This window comes from Streptomyces sp. NPDC059355, from assembly GCF_042752335.1.
Taxonomy (GTDB): Bacteria; Actinomycetota; Actinomycetes; order Streptomycetales; family Streptomycetaceae; genus Streptomyces.
The window spans coordinates 16,254-30,745 of the sequence record NZ_JBHYXN010000057.1; the positions used below are offsets into that span (position 1 = coordinate 16,254).

At 68.9% G+C, this 14,492-nt stretch carries 11 protein-coding genes; 8 read left to right on the forward strand and 3 right to left on the reverse strand.

Annotated features, from left to right (window positions below; all coding sequences use genetic code 11):
- The first annotated feature begins 1,157 nt into the window (after window positions 1-1,157).
- Together ACFXGI_RS34605 and ACFXGI_RS34610 are read left to right on the forward strand one after the other, a co-directional pair.
- Entirely contained in the window at window positions 1,158-1,412 is a 255-nt protein-coding gene (locus ACFXGI_RS34605) for a hypothetical protein (protein WP_384715643.1), read from the forward strand.
- Window positions 1,409-3,307 (forward strand): hypothetical protein, encoded by a 1,899-nt coding sequence (locus ACFXGI_RS34610; protein WP_384715646.1) that lies wholly within the window; start codon window positions 1,409-1,411, stop codon window positions 3,305-3,307. The genes ACFXGI_RS34605 and ACFXGI_RS34610 overlap by 4 nt, the downstream gene beginning before the upstream one ends.
- Window positions 3,308-3,311: 4 nt before the next feature.
- On the opposite strand, the gene ACFXGI_RS34615 is transcribed toward ACFXGI_RS34610, so the two are convergent.
- On the reverse strand, window positions 3,312-3,650 hold the full coding sequence (locus tag ACFXGI_RS34615) for a hypothetical protein (RefSeq protein WP_384715649.1): 339 nt from the start codon (window positions 3,648-3,650) through the stop codon (window positions 3,312-3,314).
- A 121-nt stretch (window positions 3,651-3,771) separates the two neighbouring features.
- Here ACFXGI_RS34615 and ACFXGI_RS34620 point away from each other — a divergent pair, with 121 nt between their 5' ends.
- Both ACFXGI_RS34620 and ACFXGI_RS34625 read left to right on the forward strand, forming a co-directional pair.
- Complete coding sequence (locus ACFXGI_RS34620) at window positions 3,772-5,010, forward strand: hypothetical protein (protein WP_384715652.1); 1,239 nt, start codon at window positions 3,772-3,774, stop codon at window positions 5,008-5,010.
- 41 nt (window positions 5,011-5,051) lie between these two features.
- Window positions 5,052-6,020, forward strand: coding sequence for a hypothetical protein (locus ACFXGI_RS34625; RefSeq protein WP_384715655.1), 969 nt, complete (start codon window positions 5,052-5,054; stop codon window positions 6,018-6,020).
- Between the two features lie 150 nt (window positions 6,021-6,170).
- Here the strand turns inward: ACFXGI_RS34625 and ACFXGI_RS34630 are convergent, their stop codons facing one another.
- Window positions 6,171-9,182 (reverse strand): hypothetical protein, encoded by a 3,012-nt coding sequence (locus tag ACFXGI_RS34630; protein WP_384715658.1) that lies wholly within the window; start codon window positions 9,180-9,182, stop codon window positions 6,171-6,173.
- 198 nt (window positions 9,183-9,380) lie between these two features.
- Between ACFXGI_RS34630 and ACFXGI_RS34635 the strand changes: the two genes are divergently transcribed.
- Window positions 9,381-9,515, forward strand: coding sequence for a hypothetical protein (locus ACFXGI_RS34635; RefSeq protein ID WP_384715661.1), 135 nt, complete (start codon window positions 9,381-9,383; stop codon window positions 9,513-9,515).
- A 511-nt stretch (window positions 9,516-10,026) separates the two neighbouring features.
- Here the strand turns inward: ACFXGI_RS34635 and ACFXGI_RS34640 are convergent.
- Window positions 10,027-10,179, reverse strand: coding sequence for a hypothetical protein (locus ACFXGI_RS34640; protein ID WP_384715664.1), 153 nt, complete (start codon window positions 10,177-10,179; stop codon window positions 10,027-10,029).
- 222 nt (window positions 10,180-10,401) lie between these two features.
- Here ACFXGI_RS34640 and ACFXGI_RS34645 point away from each other — a divergent pair, with 222 nt between their 5' ends.
- The 3 genes from ACFXGI_RS34645 (at window position 10,402) to ACFXGI_RS34655 (ending at window position 13,924) form a co-directional block, all read left to right on the forward strand.
- On the forward strand, window positions 10,402-12,039 hold the full coding sequence (locus ACFXGI_RS34645) for a hypothetical protein (protein ID WP_384715667.1): 1,638 nt from the start codon (window positions 10,402-10,404) through the stop codon (window positions 12,037-12,039).
- Between the two features lie 944 nt (window positions 12,040-12,983).
- Window positions 12,984-13,214, forward strand: coding sequence for a hypothetical protein (locus ACFXGI_RS34650; RefSeq protein ID WP_384715670.1), 231 nt, complete (start codon window positions 12,984-12,986; stop codon window positions 13,212-13,214).
- Window positions 13,215-13,225: 11 nt separating this feature from the next.
- On the forward strand, window positions 13,226-13,924 hold the full coding sequence (locus ACFXGI_RS34655; RefSeq protein WP_384715673.1) for a helix-turn-helix domain-containing protein: 699 nt from the start codon (window positions 13,226-13,228) through the stop codon (window positions 13,922-13,924).
- The last annotated feature ends 568 nt before the right edge of the window (window positions 13,925-14,492 follow it).

Genomic DNA, 14,492 nt, shown 5'->3' on the forward strand with positions numbered 1-14,492 from the left:
CTCTGACGTCCTCGTTGGCGTGGGCGTGTGGACAGGAGCGAGGGCGGGCCTCCACCCCAAGTGAGGGGAGGGCCGCCCTGCTCTCTGTCCGCCATCCGGCCAGATGCGGACCGACAGGCTGCTGCGGAACAGGGGGAAGCGTGTCCTCTCGGAGGGTGCACACCTGAGGGGGCACGTCTTACCAGTGCACTGCACCCATCTTCAACATCGCGCTCACCTGGACCGGCAAGCTCGTCGCCGCCGGCGAATGCGAGCGCGGTGCGACCGGCCGTGACGTGTGCCTGACCCGGTACGGGATCGGTGCGAAGGGCCCGAAGGTCCCGACGGGCAGTTTATCCAGGGTCACCAAGGCGCCGCACGGCTCCACCGGTGGAGCGGCGGCAAGCCTCCGGAGGGCTGACCCCGAGCGGGATCGACTGCACCGCCGCGACTGACCGAACCCCAGCCCGGGACCTGGCCGGACGGCCAGAGTCACAGGTCGACACCTGACACATGTCCCACTGCCTCAGCTCAGAGGCGGTCTGGCCGGTCGGGGATGTGGTGGCTCTGAGGGCCCTCGGTCAGCTGGCTGCTCAGTCGGCTGACCGAGCCGGGGCCTGGGGCGTGTGTGGTCGGTGCGATCGGCGGGTTCCGCGGGGCTTGTTCGGAAGGCGGGGGGTGGTTGCGGAGCGTGTACGGAAGAGGGCCCCCGCCGGTAACAGGGGCCCTCTCATGTCCGTGGGGTCCGCGCCTGGCCCAGGAGGACTTGACGGGGTTTTCACGGCCGCGGCCGCCCCTGAGAGCGGCTGCACACGTTCAGTCTCATCACGGCCGGAGGCCAATAGCAAGATCGTTAGGCCGTTCCGCCCTGTTCCGAAGGGTGAATGGCCAGGCCGGCGTCCTGGACGGTACCCCGTGGGGGCCGTGTACGGAACGCCCGCAGACCGGCTGTGGCACCGGTCGGACCCGCGTGAACGGCGCCGGAATCGGGAGCGTCCGGGCGCGGAACACCCCTTGCTGGGAACGGATTTGGCGGCTGGACGTTCCGGTGGGGTCAAGTGCTTGCCAGGCATTGGCCGATCACCGCAGGCTTGCTTTCCATCACGGCCCGTAACGCGGCGCTCCGGTAAAGCACCGCTTGGGCCTGGCATGCACCACGTCGCCCAGGAGGCTTTCTCATGCACGTTCGTCGATCTTCCCGGCGTCACCGCCGGTCCGCCGCCGGCACCCCGTCCTGCGGGACGGCTTCGCTCTCCGGCGGCCTTCGCGTAGTCGTCTTCGTGGTGGTGGCGGTCGTCGTCGTCGCCCTCACGAAGTCCGGCCAGTCCATGCTCGACGCGTTCGGACTCGTGGCGGTTGCGGCCGGCGCGGCCGCCCAGATCAGTGCGGTGCTCTCCCAGCCCGCCGCGGCCCTCCCCGGCGGTGAGGCGTGAGCGGTCTGACGGGGCCCGGCGGCGCCGCCTGGCAGGAGCAGCTGTACAGGATAGAAACCCACCAGGAATACCGCGGGCTGCTGACCAGCCTCCTGAAATCCGTGGGGCTGACGCTGGACCAGGTCGCCGCCAAGGCGGCAGAGCTGGGAGGTCTGCCGCTTCCGAAGGGCACCGTGGGGGCGACCCTGACCCGGGACAAGCTCCCGAAGGCGGAGTTCGTGCAGCAGCTGCTCAGAGTCTGCGGGGTGGAGGAAGCCGACCGGGCCCTGTGGATGAAGGTGTGGCAGGCCGTGGCAGACGGCCAGGCCCCCCTGGGCGAGCCGCAGGACGAACCGCCCCCGGAGAAGGACATGCCGGCCGCGATCGAGGAAGAAGACGCCGGACCCTCCGGCTCCTTCGGCTGGGCCGCGTTTCCCCGGCTCCTGCGCGATCGGCTGCGGGGCGCGCCTCGGCGCTGGCTGGTCACGCTGACCGCAACAGCGGTGGTGGCCCCGGCCGTCGGCGGCGGCCTGTGGTGGTACAGCGACCATTGCGGCACCACGAATCCGGCGCTGCGCACGGTGCTGGGCGGTGAGTGTTCGGGGATCACCGACGGCAGCGACGGACACGGTGTCTTCGGCAGGGAGCTTGAGCCGGTCCTGGCCGCGATCGATGCCGAGAACCGGGCGGTGGTGAAGGAGGGCGGCTACGTCACGGTGGCGCTGATGGCCCCGCTGACCAAGGGGAGCAAGAGCCTGACGGGCGACCGCGCGCTGCATCAGGTCGAGGGGGCCTTCATCGCCCAGTACGAGGCGAACAAGGACAAGGCCTATCCCAGGATCCGGCTGGTGCTGGCCAACATCGGCAGCAACGAGTCGGAATGGCCTGGCGTCGTCGAGGGGCTCAAGGCGATGACCGGCGGGGATGACCAGCTCGTCGCGGTGACCGGGATGGGCCTGAGTCAGCAGCAGTCGATCGACGCAGCGCGCTCGCTGTCCAAGGCCCACATCCCGATGGTCGGCGACGTGATCACCGCCGACGGCTTCGACAAGAGCGGTGCGATCGACCACGGCGCCCCGATTCCGGGCCTGGTGCGGGTGGCCCCCAACGTCAGCACCCAGTTCAAGGCGCTCGCCCAGGAGGTGGCCAAGCATCCGGAAATGAAGGCAGGGGCCCTGGTCAGCGCGCCGGAGACCCCGGACGGAAAACCCGACTTCTACACGCAGTCCATGGAAGCGGCCATCCGCAACCCGGATATGGGCCTGCAGCCCTACCTGGATACGGGAGGCCTCGCGTTCAACTTCACCGTCGAGCAGGAAGCGGAGGACAGCAGCCTGACCACCATCGCCAACAACATGTGCGGCAACCCCAAGATCGACGTGGTCTTCTACGCGGGCCGCGCGACGTACCTGGGGACGTTCATCGAGAAGCTGCGCAACCGCCCGTGCCGCACCACCCCGATCACGGTGGTCACCGGCTCCGACGCCGCCACCCTGAACCCCAAGATCGAGGGACTGAACGACGCCGGCGCCCCCATCTCCGTCCTCTACGTCCCGCTCGCCGACCCCGGCCAGCTCGCGGACAGCGCCAATCCCGACCAGACGCTGTACCTCGACTTCGCCACCGAGTTCACCACTGCCCACCACGGACAGGAGTTCGACAAAGGCCACCTGGCCAGTGGCTGGGCGGTCATGTCGCACGACGCCCTGCTGGCCGCGCGGCTGGCCATCCGCAACGCCACAGGCAAGTCCCAGACCCCGCCCAGTATCCGCGCGGTGGGAGACCAGCTCTACCTGTTCGGCGGCTTGAACGTCGTCACGGGAGCCGGTGGCGTCTTCGGTATCGACCCGCAGACAGGCAACCGCAAGGCTGGCCACGACCCCCAGGTCGTACGCAAGGGAACCCATCGCCCCTAGCTGATCACCCCCCGGGCGGTCCCAGTGGGGCCTGCCCGGGGGCGCTAAAAGACAGCGGCGCTCGGTACCCCTCGAAGGGGCCGAGCGCCGCTGGGTGTCGAGTGTTGCGGGTGTGCGTGGGTCGGAGGAGGCCGAGCTCCTTCTCGATGTAGGCGACGATGCCCAGCGCGGCCGTGAAGGAGGCGCCCGAGCTGCAGACGCCCACGAGCGCGGTGCCGCCGACGTGGCGGGTGAGCATGTAGGCGACGAAGGCGGCGATGATCGCGCTGAGGATGGCGATGATGATCGCCATGACCTTCTCGGTCTTCGTCGGGCCTGTGGTGGGCGGGATGTTGACGGCCATGGGTGGCTGGTCCTCTCTGGTCCCTGACTGCCCCGTGTGAAGCGGTCTGGCATCAGACAAGCCCGCCGTCCCGTGCTCTTCGAGAGCAAGATCGTTCTTGAATTTTCCTGACACGCCGTACATGACGTTCACCCAGGTCGAAGGCGTAAATGTACGTCCGATGCACAAGATCGACATCAGGGTGTATAGCCCACTGAACGCGACATCCAGGGTGTACGGGATGCTGGTTGCTCGGAACGGTCGCGAAAGGGCGGCACGGATGGGAACTTGGCCGGAAGAGTTAGATGCGGCGCGGGACTGGAAGGGCTACCGCAGAGCTCTGTGCACGCTGCGCACGGCCGGGCCGGTCTTCAAGGATCTGCCCGGGCTGAGCTACGACATAGCCACGAAGAATCCCCACCTTCGCGGGTACTCCAGCCCGGCCACGTTCAGTGGGTTGCTGGACCGTCGGCTGCCTGACACGCGGCCGGACTGGCTCAAGGTCGAGCTGGTGGTCCGGATCTGCCTTGCCCACCAGGGGTATGAGAACGCCAGCGTGATCGTGGCCGACTGGGCCGTGGCCTACCGGCGGTGCGGAGGTGATCCCGGCTCCCGGTTCCCGACGCCAGCCGCCATCCCGGCACCCAAGCCGGGGCCGGAACTTCCTTTGCCAGAGCTCGACGGTGATCCGGTTCCCGTGCCTGTTCCCGTTCCCGAGCGGAAGTGGTGGAAGTGGTGGGAGCGGAAGCCTGTCCGGGCAGGCGTTGCCGTCGTCCTGGCTGCTGGTATGGCCTTTGGCGCGGTGGAGACGGCTGACTCCCTGCGTCGGGGAACCTTGTTGGGCGCATCCAAGGAGCCCAGTCCGCCGCAGCAGTCGGCCGACCGGGCTGCTTCGTCTTCCCCGAAGGCTCAGCCAGAGCCCGGCAAGAGCCCGAACGAGACGCCCACTGGGAAGACCCCTTCGCTGCCCCCCGTCATCCCCGAGGACACCCGGTCCCAGAATCAGGGCAATTCCGATGGCCACGGCGACCCGGGCCAGCCTGTGTCTGTCTCCTCGCCTACCCCTTCGGTGCAGCCAAAGCCGGTACAGGCGGTGGTCAAGTGGTCCGATGACGGCCCGAACAGTACGGACGACTCCTCGAAGGTCTGGGCCTACGACTCCACGACCACGGGCGGGGCTGAACACCACAACGGTTCTTACGTGCTGGGTGAGTCGCTGGTGGTGCAGTGCCAGATCACCGGTGGCCGCCAGTTCCAGCTCGGCGACGCCTACAAGGGACCCGACCCCCGTCGCTCCGGCGTCTGGTATCGCGTGCAGCCCGGGAAGTGGGTGCCAGCCGTCTACATCGACGCCGGCTCCGGCCCGCTGCCCGCCTGCTGATCGCTTGGTCCCGCACAGCTTCACCAGCGAAGGGAACGCCCATGACACCCGATTCCCGGTCCGCCCCGCCCTCGAAGCCACGACGCACGCTGGCGCTCAGCGCCGCAGCGGTGACCGTGATCGCGGCCGCCGCCGCGGGGATTGGCTACCTGGCTGCCGACCGCGCCCCGCACCGTAACGACAAGGTCGACGTCGAGTTGGCCGGCAAGCCGGGCAGTAACCCCCATCCGGAGGTCACCCGCACCTCCGGGGTGAGCCGGGTGAAGTCCGACAGCCCCGGCGACCCCGTCAAGATCCGCCCCTGCCCCGGCCTGAACCCCTACGGCACCCACGACTGCCCTGAATCGTCCATCGTCTCCGTGGCCGACGGGACCTCGGTGCAGATGTGGTGCTGGACCGACAGCATGGCCCCGGACGGCTATCCGGCCGACCACAAGCGCTGGTTCTACGTGATCCAGGCGCCCGGCAGTCCGAAGCCAGGGGAAGAGGGCTACGTCTATTCGGCCCTGATCCCCGTCTCCGAGCAGATCATCACGCCGGTGTGCTCGGCTCAGCGCTGGCTGGAGCTCCACCCGCCGGCCCCGGCCCCGCCCGACCCGGAACCGGACCCGGCCAACACCCCGGTCCCCGCACTTCCGTCCCCAACACCGCTGCCGGTCGCGCCCACGGTCAAGGCCCCGGAGGAACCGACCCCCGCCACGCCGACGCCCCCGCAGCCGGCCAAGCACACGATCCGCGAGCAGAGCGGCAGCCACGGCTCGCCCACCTTCCTGAACGCCCACGGCGCCAAGGGCCCCGGTGAGCGGATCCCGGCCCACACCTGGGTGGAGGTGGAGTGCCGGGTGCTCGCACCCGAGATCGACTCGGCGAACCCGGACGGCTGGTGGTACCGGATCGCCACCAGCCCGTGGAGCGGTGGCTACTACGCCGTCGCGAACACCTTCATGAACGGTGACACGCCAGGCCATACGCCCGCGACCAATACGGACTGGTCAGTTCCGGAGTGCTGACCGCAGGAGAGCTGTTGAGCGGTTCGATCTTGCACGCACGCCCGGCAAGTTCGCGGAGGGGCCGGGTCACCCAGTCTTGGGTGACCCGGCCCCTCCGCGCTCGGGGCTTCACTCCCCCCAGACGAGCAGTGGGACAAGTGGCTCAAGTCTCTATACGAGGCCCGTGGTGGCGGCGATCCAGGTGCCGGCCGTGACGAGGGGTTGGTAGGGGATGAAGTTCCCGGCGGTGAGGGCGACGGGTATGGCGATCAAGGTGGTGGCGCTCATGTAGCCCGGGGCGTTGGGTCCGCCCAGCACTGTGACCGGCCAGATGGTGATGGCGATGGCGGCGCCGGCGATGACGGCAAGGACGCACAGTCCGATCAGGCAGTACAGGATGAGCGCGAGGGCGCCGGGTCCCGGCCGACTGAACAGTGCTGCGCGGTTGCCCGCTCCGGCGATGAGCGCGGCCGTGGAGGTGAGGGTGGGCGCCAGGAAGAGCAGGACCATGTAGGTGGTCCTGGCCAGAATTCCGGCCTTGTACCTGGGCGGGGTTCCCTCGCCGGATCCCGAGGGAGGCCCCGCCGCGATGGTGCGGCGCCAGCGGTCCAGGGGCACGGCGCCTGCGAGGGCCGCTGCGATCGCTACGGCCGCGCAGGCAGTCAGAACGGTGGTGTACGCGCCGGCCTGATGGGCCTCGGCTCCTCCTGTGCGGGAGCCCACGGCGTAGGCGTGGGTGATCAGAGTGGTGGAGAGGGCCGTCGCCAGTGCTCCGCTGTACTTGGTGTGCGCGTCGAACGTGTGCCGTTGGCCCGGGGTGAGTCCGGGGGGCGGGCAGCGCACGACGGCGGTCCCGGCGCCCGCGAGGGTCAGTGCCCCCACCAGAGCGGGGACGGGGAAGGCATCCGGGTTGGACAGGCCGCTGGACAGCCACAGCAGGCCGCCGGCCGTGGCCAGGAACCCGATGAGCCGGGACGGCGCCCGCAGGCGGGCGGGGAGAGCTCGGGGGAAGGCGATGAGAGCGACCGCGGGGGCCGCGATCAGGAGCAGGGCGGCTGCCGTCCATGCCTCGTAGTGGAAGACCTGCTGCACCGCGAGGGCGCAGTAGAGCCAAGCCGTGCACTGCACCGCCCCGCCCACCCAGGCCCAGATCATGGGCACCCAGAAAACCGAGTCGCGGCTCTCCACGCTCTCGCGGTTCTTCAGGCGCCGGGCGCAGCCGAACAGCAGCAGGAGGCCGACGGCCAGGACGAGAAGGGTGGACAGCCAGAAGGCGGTGGCGGCGATCTCGATGCCCCAGACCAAGGCCACGTTTGCAGCCACTGTGAGGACCAGCAGCCAGGTATCGGGTCGCGGCGCGCGCGGTACTCCGCGGCCGGACACGAGAGGCAGGGTGAGGAGCAGCACCAGTGCCATGGCGGCCGGAACCTGGAATGCGATACGCCATATCCAGGTGGACAGGATGAACCCCGAAGCCGCGATGGCGATCGCGCTGCCTGCCACCACCGCCCACATGGTCCGCGACTCTGCCCAGGGGAAGCCTCTGCTGCCGCTGAGGATGTAGCCGGCGGCGGCCACACACAACCCCTCGCCGAGGCCCTGCAGTACACAGCCCGTCAGCAGCTGGACCACAGACCAGTCGACGATGCTCTGCGGGGTCCAGTCGAGGCTGTTCTCGAATGCCGGGGCCCAGGAAGCCATGAGCGACCCGACCGACAAGAACAGCAGCCCCGGCAGCAGAACCCGCCTGGGGCCGTACCGGAGCGCCGCGCTCCGCCCCCACCATCCTGTGACGGCCGCCGCCAGCAGGTTGCAGGTGATCATCGGCGCTGTGGCGCCGAGCCGCGCGAGTAGGTCGTGGCGGACCGCCGGGAGCGCGAGCACGACCGTCACGGACGTGTACGTACACAGAGTGAGGATCAGGACGGCCAGTACGACTCCGTCCGCGGCTTTGCTGCGCTGCAGGGCCCGCTCGTCGACACGGGAGAGACGAGGTGATTCCTGCGCCGCAATCCGGGCGCCCACCGGCCCCTGCGCCGGGTCGTCCGGATCCTCGCCGGTGCCCATCTGACGCCACACGCCCTCGTGGTGGACCGTCTGCCCGCTACCCGTCGAGTCGGACCGGAAGGCGCCATCGCTCCACTTCAGGGCACTCGGCGGAGTTGTCCCGGAAAACGGCGGCGAGGGCGGATCCGTGACGGGAGAGTCGACGACGAGCGTACTGACCGCACTCGCTTCGGCGATCCTCTCCTGGCTGGCGGTGACGGCTTCGCGGCCTTGCTCCAGCAGTACTTGTGCCTTCAAGACCGCGGCATCCGCCTGCGCCATGCTCGCCTCGTCCGGCGTCAGGTTCACGTTCAGCGCGACACTGAACGCGACGGGATCGGAGAGGGCCGGCGTCGTGTCGCCCTCGGCCGGCAGGGCTTCCTCAGCAGCCTTGGCGGCCGCCTTGAGCCGCTTGATCTCTGCTTCCTTCTCGGCGATCAGCAAAGACGCCTCATTGGCAGTCCGGTCCGCGCTCTCCTTGTCCTTCAGGGCGGCATCCAGCAGCGCCTGCGTCTCCTTCTCCCGCTCCTGGGCCCGGTCGAGCCGGTCCTGGATCCGCTGCACCTCAGGGTTCAGCCCGGGCTGCTGCCCGGCCCGGGCACGCAGGCGGTCGCGCTCCCGGGTCAGGCTGGAGACCGCATTCTGCATCTGCAGGAGCAGGCCGAGCATCGACACCGCCACCACCTGAGCTGTCTCCCGCGCCGCGCTGCTCTCCTCGTATGCCGTCTGCAGGCTTTCCAGGGAGCTTCGCAGGCTGAGCATCTTCTCGCCGGCCGTCACCAGGTCCCGGAAGGATGGCCGCGGCTCCTGTGCCGCCCTGCGGAACAGCTCGCCGACCTCGTCGCGGCGCTGGGCGTCGATGCGCGCGTCGCCGTCGGGGCCCGAGCAGACGTCGATGACGGCGCAGGCGACCTCCAAGGTGAGCTTCTTGCCGTCCAGCAGGTCGTAGAACTGGCGCTGCGTGGGGACGTCCACGCCTTGGGGGAAGTCCACCGGAGTGAGCCTGCCGTGGACTTCCTTCAGCGACAGTCCGGCCCGCTCCATGTACTGGTGGAGCAGTTCCGCGACGGCGTTGATCTCAGGGACGGGTCCCTTTGCGCCGGACCACGGGCGTCCCTCACGTCGCGCGCCCCCCATCCACCCCTCCAATATGCCGAAATTCTGTCTTCCGTTTCGGGAAAGCCCCTCGTACTACCGGACAACCAGATCGTCGCGTGCTCCGGCCCTTTCGTCGGCGTATTGGTTATCTCACCACCGCATAAAGCGAGTTGGTAGAACGGGCCCGCCGATGGCGTCGCAACCAGGACGGCGGGCCCCAGACCTCAGGAAGGCCCGATGACCCACCGTAGGACCGGCGACCAGGACCCGTCTCGCCCCAGGACACGCATCCTGCTGATCTGCGCCGCGATCTCGGGAGCCGTCCGCGCCGTGACCACCTGGCTCCTCAACCAGGTGATGACCGACCGCTGACCCCGCACGCCGCGGTCCTCTCCGGGAGGGGAGGACCGCGGCGGGGCTGGTGATCGAGACCCGGGCTCGGCGGAGGGGGAGTCACCCAAACTTGGGTGACTCCCCCTCCGCCGTGTCCAGTGGTCCACTGTTAGGCCGGTTCTTCCCGCCCGGCTCCGTCCTGGCCGTGCTGGAGGATCGGGAGCAGGAGTTCGGCGGTGTCGCATCTCGTGCGCGCCGTCGTGCCGGGTCGCGCGAGAACCTCGAGCGCCGCCGTCGTGGTCAGCGGATGAGCGCGGTTGCTGGGGAGTCGGCGCAGGATCAGAGCAGTGGGGGCGGGCGCCGACCGCCTATGCGAACGACCTGGGCCGACTGTCCTCGCTGGACGCGGTGACGGCCCGCCAGAACCGGACTCACCTACCAACACGGCCTGGCCCGTCCCCGTCTGCAGAACCCAGCCTGGCGCGGTGACCGCGGGCAGGGCGGCGTTCAGTGTCCGGCCCGCCTTTGCCGGGCTGGCCGGGCGGTTTGATTACTGGCTGGTGTTGTGGGATTGGCCGTTCCGCTTGCGGACTTCGGTGCGGATCTTCTTGGCTGTGTACCCGGTCCCCGCGACCGTGAGCGCGGCCAGGACGTTGCCGAGGACGTCGTGGGCGAGGAAGGCGTACAGCGTGTACAGGGTCATGGTGCTCTCCCGTGTCGTAGGCCCGGTTGGGTAAGGAGAGCTTCGTCCCGGAAAGGCTGTCCAGGAGCGGCTCGGGAGCGTTGTGGCTGGTCAGTGGGTATATGAGTGTGGTCATCGCGTGGTCACGGGTGGACGTGACGGTGGGGGAGGGGTGCGGTGGCGCCGCAGCGTGAGATCGATGAGGAGACTGCGGGGGGTCAGCTGGCCGCTTTCCTGGTCGGCTTGACCAAGAACACCCCGGTGCGTGACCTGGCCGACCGGTTCGGGCGCAGCAGCTCCAGCTGGGGCAACTACCTCAACGGCTCCCAGCTCATCCCCAAGCAGCTCGTCGCACGCCTGGTGGAGTCGTTCACCATCCCCGGCCCACGGCGCGAGACCATGGCGGTCGAAGCGCTGAAGTTATGGAACGCCGCTGACGCGGAGCGCCGCGCGGGCCGCTTTTCCTCCGGCGGCGGGGACTTGGTCCGCCAGCACCAGCGGCGTGACGACGCCCTCCAGCAGGTCATCAAGTACCAGGCCCTCGCGGCGAACGCCGAGAAGCACCTGGCCGAGCTGCGGCCGATGCTCGCCTACACGCAGAGCCGGCTGGAGAACGCCGAGCTGCAGCTCAAGCTCGGCGACGAGCGCGAGCGCACCCGCAGGGAGCGCCAGCTCGGGCAGGCCCGCGAGCGGCTGGGCCGGGTCCAAGTCCAGCAGGAGCGTGCCCGCGGCCGCCGGATGACGGCGGAGGAGCAGCAGGAGTTCTGGATGGCCGAGGTCCTGGCCACCCAGGAAGAGATCAGGCGCCTGGAGAGCGAGGCACGGGACCTGGAGGTCATCTCGCCCGCGGCCCTCCAACCCGTACACCGCGAAGCATCGAAGGACGTGGACGACGCTGACTTCGACGCCCGGCTCGAGCACATCACCGCCGAGGGCCTGGAAGACGAGGCGCTGATCGAAGAAGACCTCCAGCCGGAAGTCCAGGCCGGGCGCGACGACGCCGATGAGCCGCTCGTCGTCCAAGCCGTCCAAGACGGTGTCCAACTCGTGTCCAAGATGCTGTTGGACAAGCCCGCGATCGGCGAAGAAGGCACTGCCACCCCTGCGCCGGAGGAACGGAGCAGTGAAGCCGTTTCCAGTGTGTCAATGCAGGCCACTAGCGGGGAGGCAGAGCGGGTAGCCCGCCCGGTCATCATGCCCTGGGTTGGCCGTCCCACCAGCACGCCCAAGCCCCTCATCGCCCCGGGACCGCCGGATAAGAAGCCGAAGCGGGAGCCCTTGGGCCACGCGGGCACCGATTGGCAGTTCATCGAGCAGTTGCAGAAGTTGTACGCCCGGGCCGGCGGGGACGAGGCGTCGCCGCACAAACGGCCCCCGACCTCGAAGAATCCGTATGGCGGCCCGATTTGGGATGGCCGAAGGTACGTACGGTTAACCAGGTACAGGGATCGGCTTAAATGGCGACATATTGAGCCGCTTCTGTGCGCGCTGGGTGCAAACGCTTACGAAGTCCAGATCTTCAAGGCCTCCTTCGACAGGCTTCGGAGGGCCAGGATGCTGGGCGTGGTGAAGGCGGCGACCGTCCTGGCCGCGGTGGCCGTGATCGGGCTCGGCACCACCGCAGTCCTGCAGAACGGCTCAGAGTCGTGGATCTCGAAGACGGTCACCGCCCTCGTAGGACTGTTGGCCGCAGTGATCACCTACTACAACGGCTATGGACTGACGGACCGAGAGGCGGGCTCCGCCGCCGCAGGGTTGGAGCCTAGTGAGCTGATTCTCTTTGGCGGCCCGATCGTCTTGACGGCTGCTGTCATTGTGCCGTTCGCCACTGGCACCGATAGGTGGGGGCACTGGTTCGCGGACCTGATCGGACTGCTGTGACGCTGTTCAGGCGACTGAGCCGCGCAGGATGTCTGCGGGGACCCGGGGACGGTAGGCCGCTGGGGAAGGGGCCTGTACGGAAGGAGTCGGCGCCTGCGAGCTCCCTTGTCCGGCTCGTGGCTTGCAGGGGTCGCCGCCCCTGCCGGTGGCGGCTGGTCAGTGGTCGGTGGCTGTGCTTCCGGGGCCGAGGCTGCGCCGGCCGGGCGGGGCCGCGGACCGTGTGGTGGGGCCAGTGGCTTCGGCGGCTGGCGCCCTCTCGGCGGCCAGGCGGGCTCGGGGGCTGGGCGGGGCCGGAGTGTCGGTGGCGGGGCAGGGGCCGGTGCCCAGTGGGCGGCGCATGATCACCCCTGCAGTCTGACGCCTGGGCTGCTTCCTTGCCGAAGGGGATGTCCCCGATCTGGATGCGGGACATCGATGCAGGTGGGCGTCATCGGCTTTGGCGCAGGTCACGCGCCAACGTGACCTGCAGTGTCCCTGTGTCAGCCGTGGTTGGAGCCAGTAGCAGTCAGGGCGCCAGGCCGCGGACTGCCTGTTCGGGCTTTCCGGGGCCTCGTTGTCCCCAACTTTCTGCCCTAAGTACGAGGAGCGTTGGGCCGGCTACCTGGACGTGAGCGGGTCCAATGCTCGGGCTCCGGTCTTTGCCGCAGATCGTGGCCGGGTAGGGCGTGTTCCTGCTGTTCGTGTGCGTGTGGACAGATGTTGAGCCAACCCGCTGGGCTGCGCCGAATGTGCTCTGGGGCTGGAATCGTAGGTAGTTAAGTGGACGTGTATCGCTGCTCGGGTGACGCCAATCGCCCAGTGATCCGCGGCCAGTTGGAGCCAGTAGCAGCCGGGCGGCGACCGCAAGGTCGCCGCCCGGGCATCAAGGGAGCCTCAATGAGCCGTACCGGCGGGGCGTCTGTCCCATTGCCCCCTCGTCTTCCACCGCGAGCGTCCGTTTCGGCATGGCGCACGCCTTCGTGATCACCGCGTTTCTCGCGGCGGCGGTCATCCTCAGCCTCGTTGCGCACATGCAGGCGAAGGACATCCTTATCCTCCTGGGCGGGGCGGGCGCGGTCAGCGTTGCCGTCCTGGTCTCCGCGAACGTCCGGGGCGGCGGCAAGGGCGGCGGGGGAGGCCTCCTGAGCCGGCTGCTGAATGCGGCGCTCAGCAATGGCACCGGGACCGGGAACTGAGGGGCTGCGTCATGGGACACCCCGAAGCACCCGTGGACTTCACCGTTCAGGAACTGGGCGACCTCGCTACGTTCCTGCGCGGCGTGCGCTGGAGGGCCGGCGCGATTCCCTACGCCCGCCTGTCCAAGCTCACGTCGTGGTCGGCTTCCGCCCTCAAGCGCGCCACCTCTGGCAGGATGCTGCCCCCCTGGGACCTTGTCCGGCGATTCCTGGCCGCATGCCGAGCGGACCAGATCTCCGTCGACCACGCGTTCACTCTTCATGAGCGTGCGGCGAAGGAGCTGGAACTGCGGGCACAGCGGTCGAGGAAGGCCTCGGTCGTGCCGCGCCCGGAGCTCGTCCGGGACAAGGCGGACCTGAGCGGGGCTCTGCGGGACGCCTACGCAGCCGCGGGCAGGCCACCGGTCCGGACGGTCGCCGGGTACAGCGGCGGCTGGGTACTGCCGCACAGCACAGCCCACAACATCATCACCGCGCGGGCTCTGCCGACCGGCATCGACCAGTGCATCGCCTTCCTCGACGCCTGCAAGATCCCCTTCCACCAGCTGCACCTGTGGTTTGCCGCCTGGCACAAAGCCATGAACGAACCCTTCGCCGAGCCCCGGCAGTACGCGTTCTCCCGCGAGAACGTCTACGTGAGCGTGGCCATGTACAAGGCGTGGGCTGCTGCCCGGGCCATCGAGGAGGCGGCTCAGCCCTTCGCGGCCTGACGCAGCAGATGGGCCGCCCAGAACCCTCTCAGTGCGGCCCGTCCTCGCCGTCACAGCACACGCAAGGCCGCCAGCCGGTCCGGGGATGGCGCATGGCGACCCTCTCGTCATGCACCCGGGGCAAGCCCGGTTTCCTGGCTACGGGGGGTCGTCAGGGCTCAGGATTTCGGCGCGCACGCCCAGTTCCGTGCAGGCTTGCCTGGAGACGCCGTCCTTGAGCGGGACCATGGCGTATGGGTACTCCCGGGAGCTGCCGCCGGCCAATGCGTCTGTGCGGGAGCCGTCCGCGCTCACCATGACGGCGTCCCCGATATGGATCCGGTACCTCAATGACTCGTGTGAAGCGTTGTTCACCCTGATCACGGCGATGCGGCGTATCCCGTCGGTGAACGGCCTTGTCTCAGAGCAGTCCACTACATGTGCCGATAACGGAGTCTGCTCACTGGTCTGGCAGCCCGATGCAAGTCCGGTAGCGATCGCCAGGAGCAGAGCAGCACCGGTTCTATGCACGATCTGCTCCCCACCCCAGGGTTGGGCCCATCCAGGCACGGCTGCTCCGGAATCCCCG

What these genes read in the sequence shown, in the direction of transcription:
- ACFXGI_RS34650 (WP_384715670.1), top strand. Translation starts at nt 12,984, where the DNA reads ATGGCGCACGCCTTCGTGATCACCGCGTTTCTCGCGGCGGCGGTCATC.
- ACFXGI_RS34640 (WP_384715664.1), bottom strand. Translation starts at nt 10,179, where the DNA reads ATGACCCTGTACACGCTGTACGCCTTCCTCGCCCACGACGTCCTCGGC.
- ACFXGI_RS34630 (WP_384715658.1), bottom strand. Translation starts at nt 9,182, where the DNA reads ATGGGGGGCGCGCGACGTGAGGGACGCCCGTGGTCCGGCGCAAAGGGA.
- ACFXGI_RS34620 (WP_384715652.1), top strand. Translation starts at nt 3,772, where the DNA reads ATGACGTTCACCCAGGTCGAAGGCGTAAATGTACGTCCGATGCACAAG.
- ACFXGI_RS34635 (WP_384715661.1), top strand. Translation starts at nt 9,381, where the DNA reads ATGACCCACCGTAGGACCGGCGACCAGGACCCGTCTCGCCCCAGGACA.
- ACFXGI_RS34605 (WP_384715643.1), top strand. Translation starts at nt 1,158, where the DNA reads ATGCACGTTCGTCGATCTTCCCGGCGTCACCGCCGGTCCGCCGCCGGC.
- ACFXGI_RS34615 (WP_384715649.1), bottom strand. Translation starts at nt 3,650, where the DNA reads ATGGCCGTCAACATCCCGCCCACCACAGGCCCGACGAAGACCGAGAAG.
- ACFXGI_RS34625 (WP_384715655.1), top strand. Translation starts at nt 5,052, where the DNA reads ATGACACCCGATTCCCGGTCCGCCCCGCCCTCGAAGCCACGACGCACG.
- ACFXGI_RS34655 (WP_384715673.1), top strand. Translation starts at nt 13,226, where the DNA reads ATGGGACACCCCGAAGCACCCGTGGACTTCACCGTTCAGGAACTGGGC.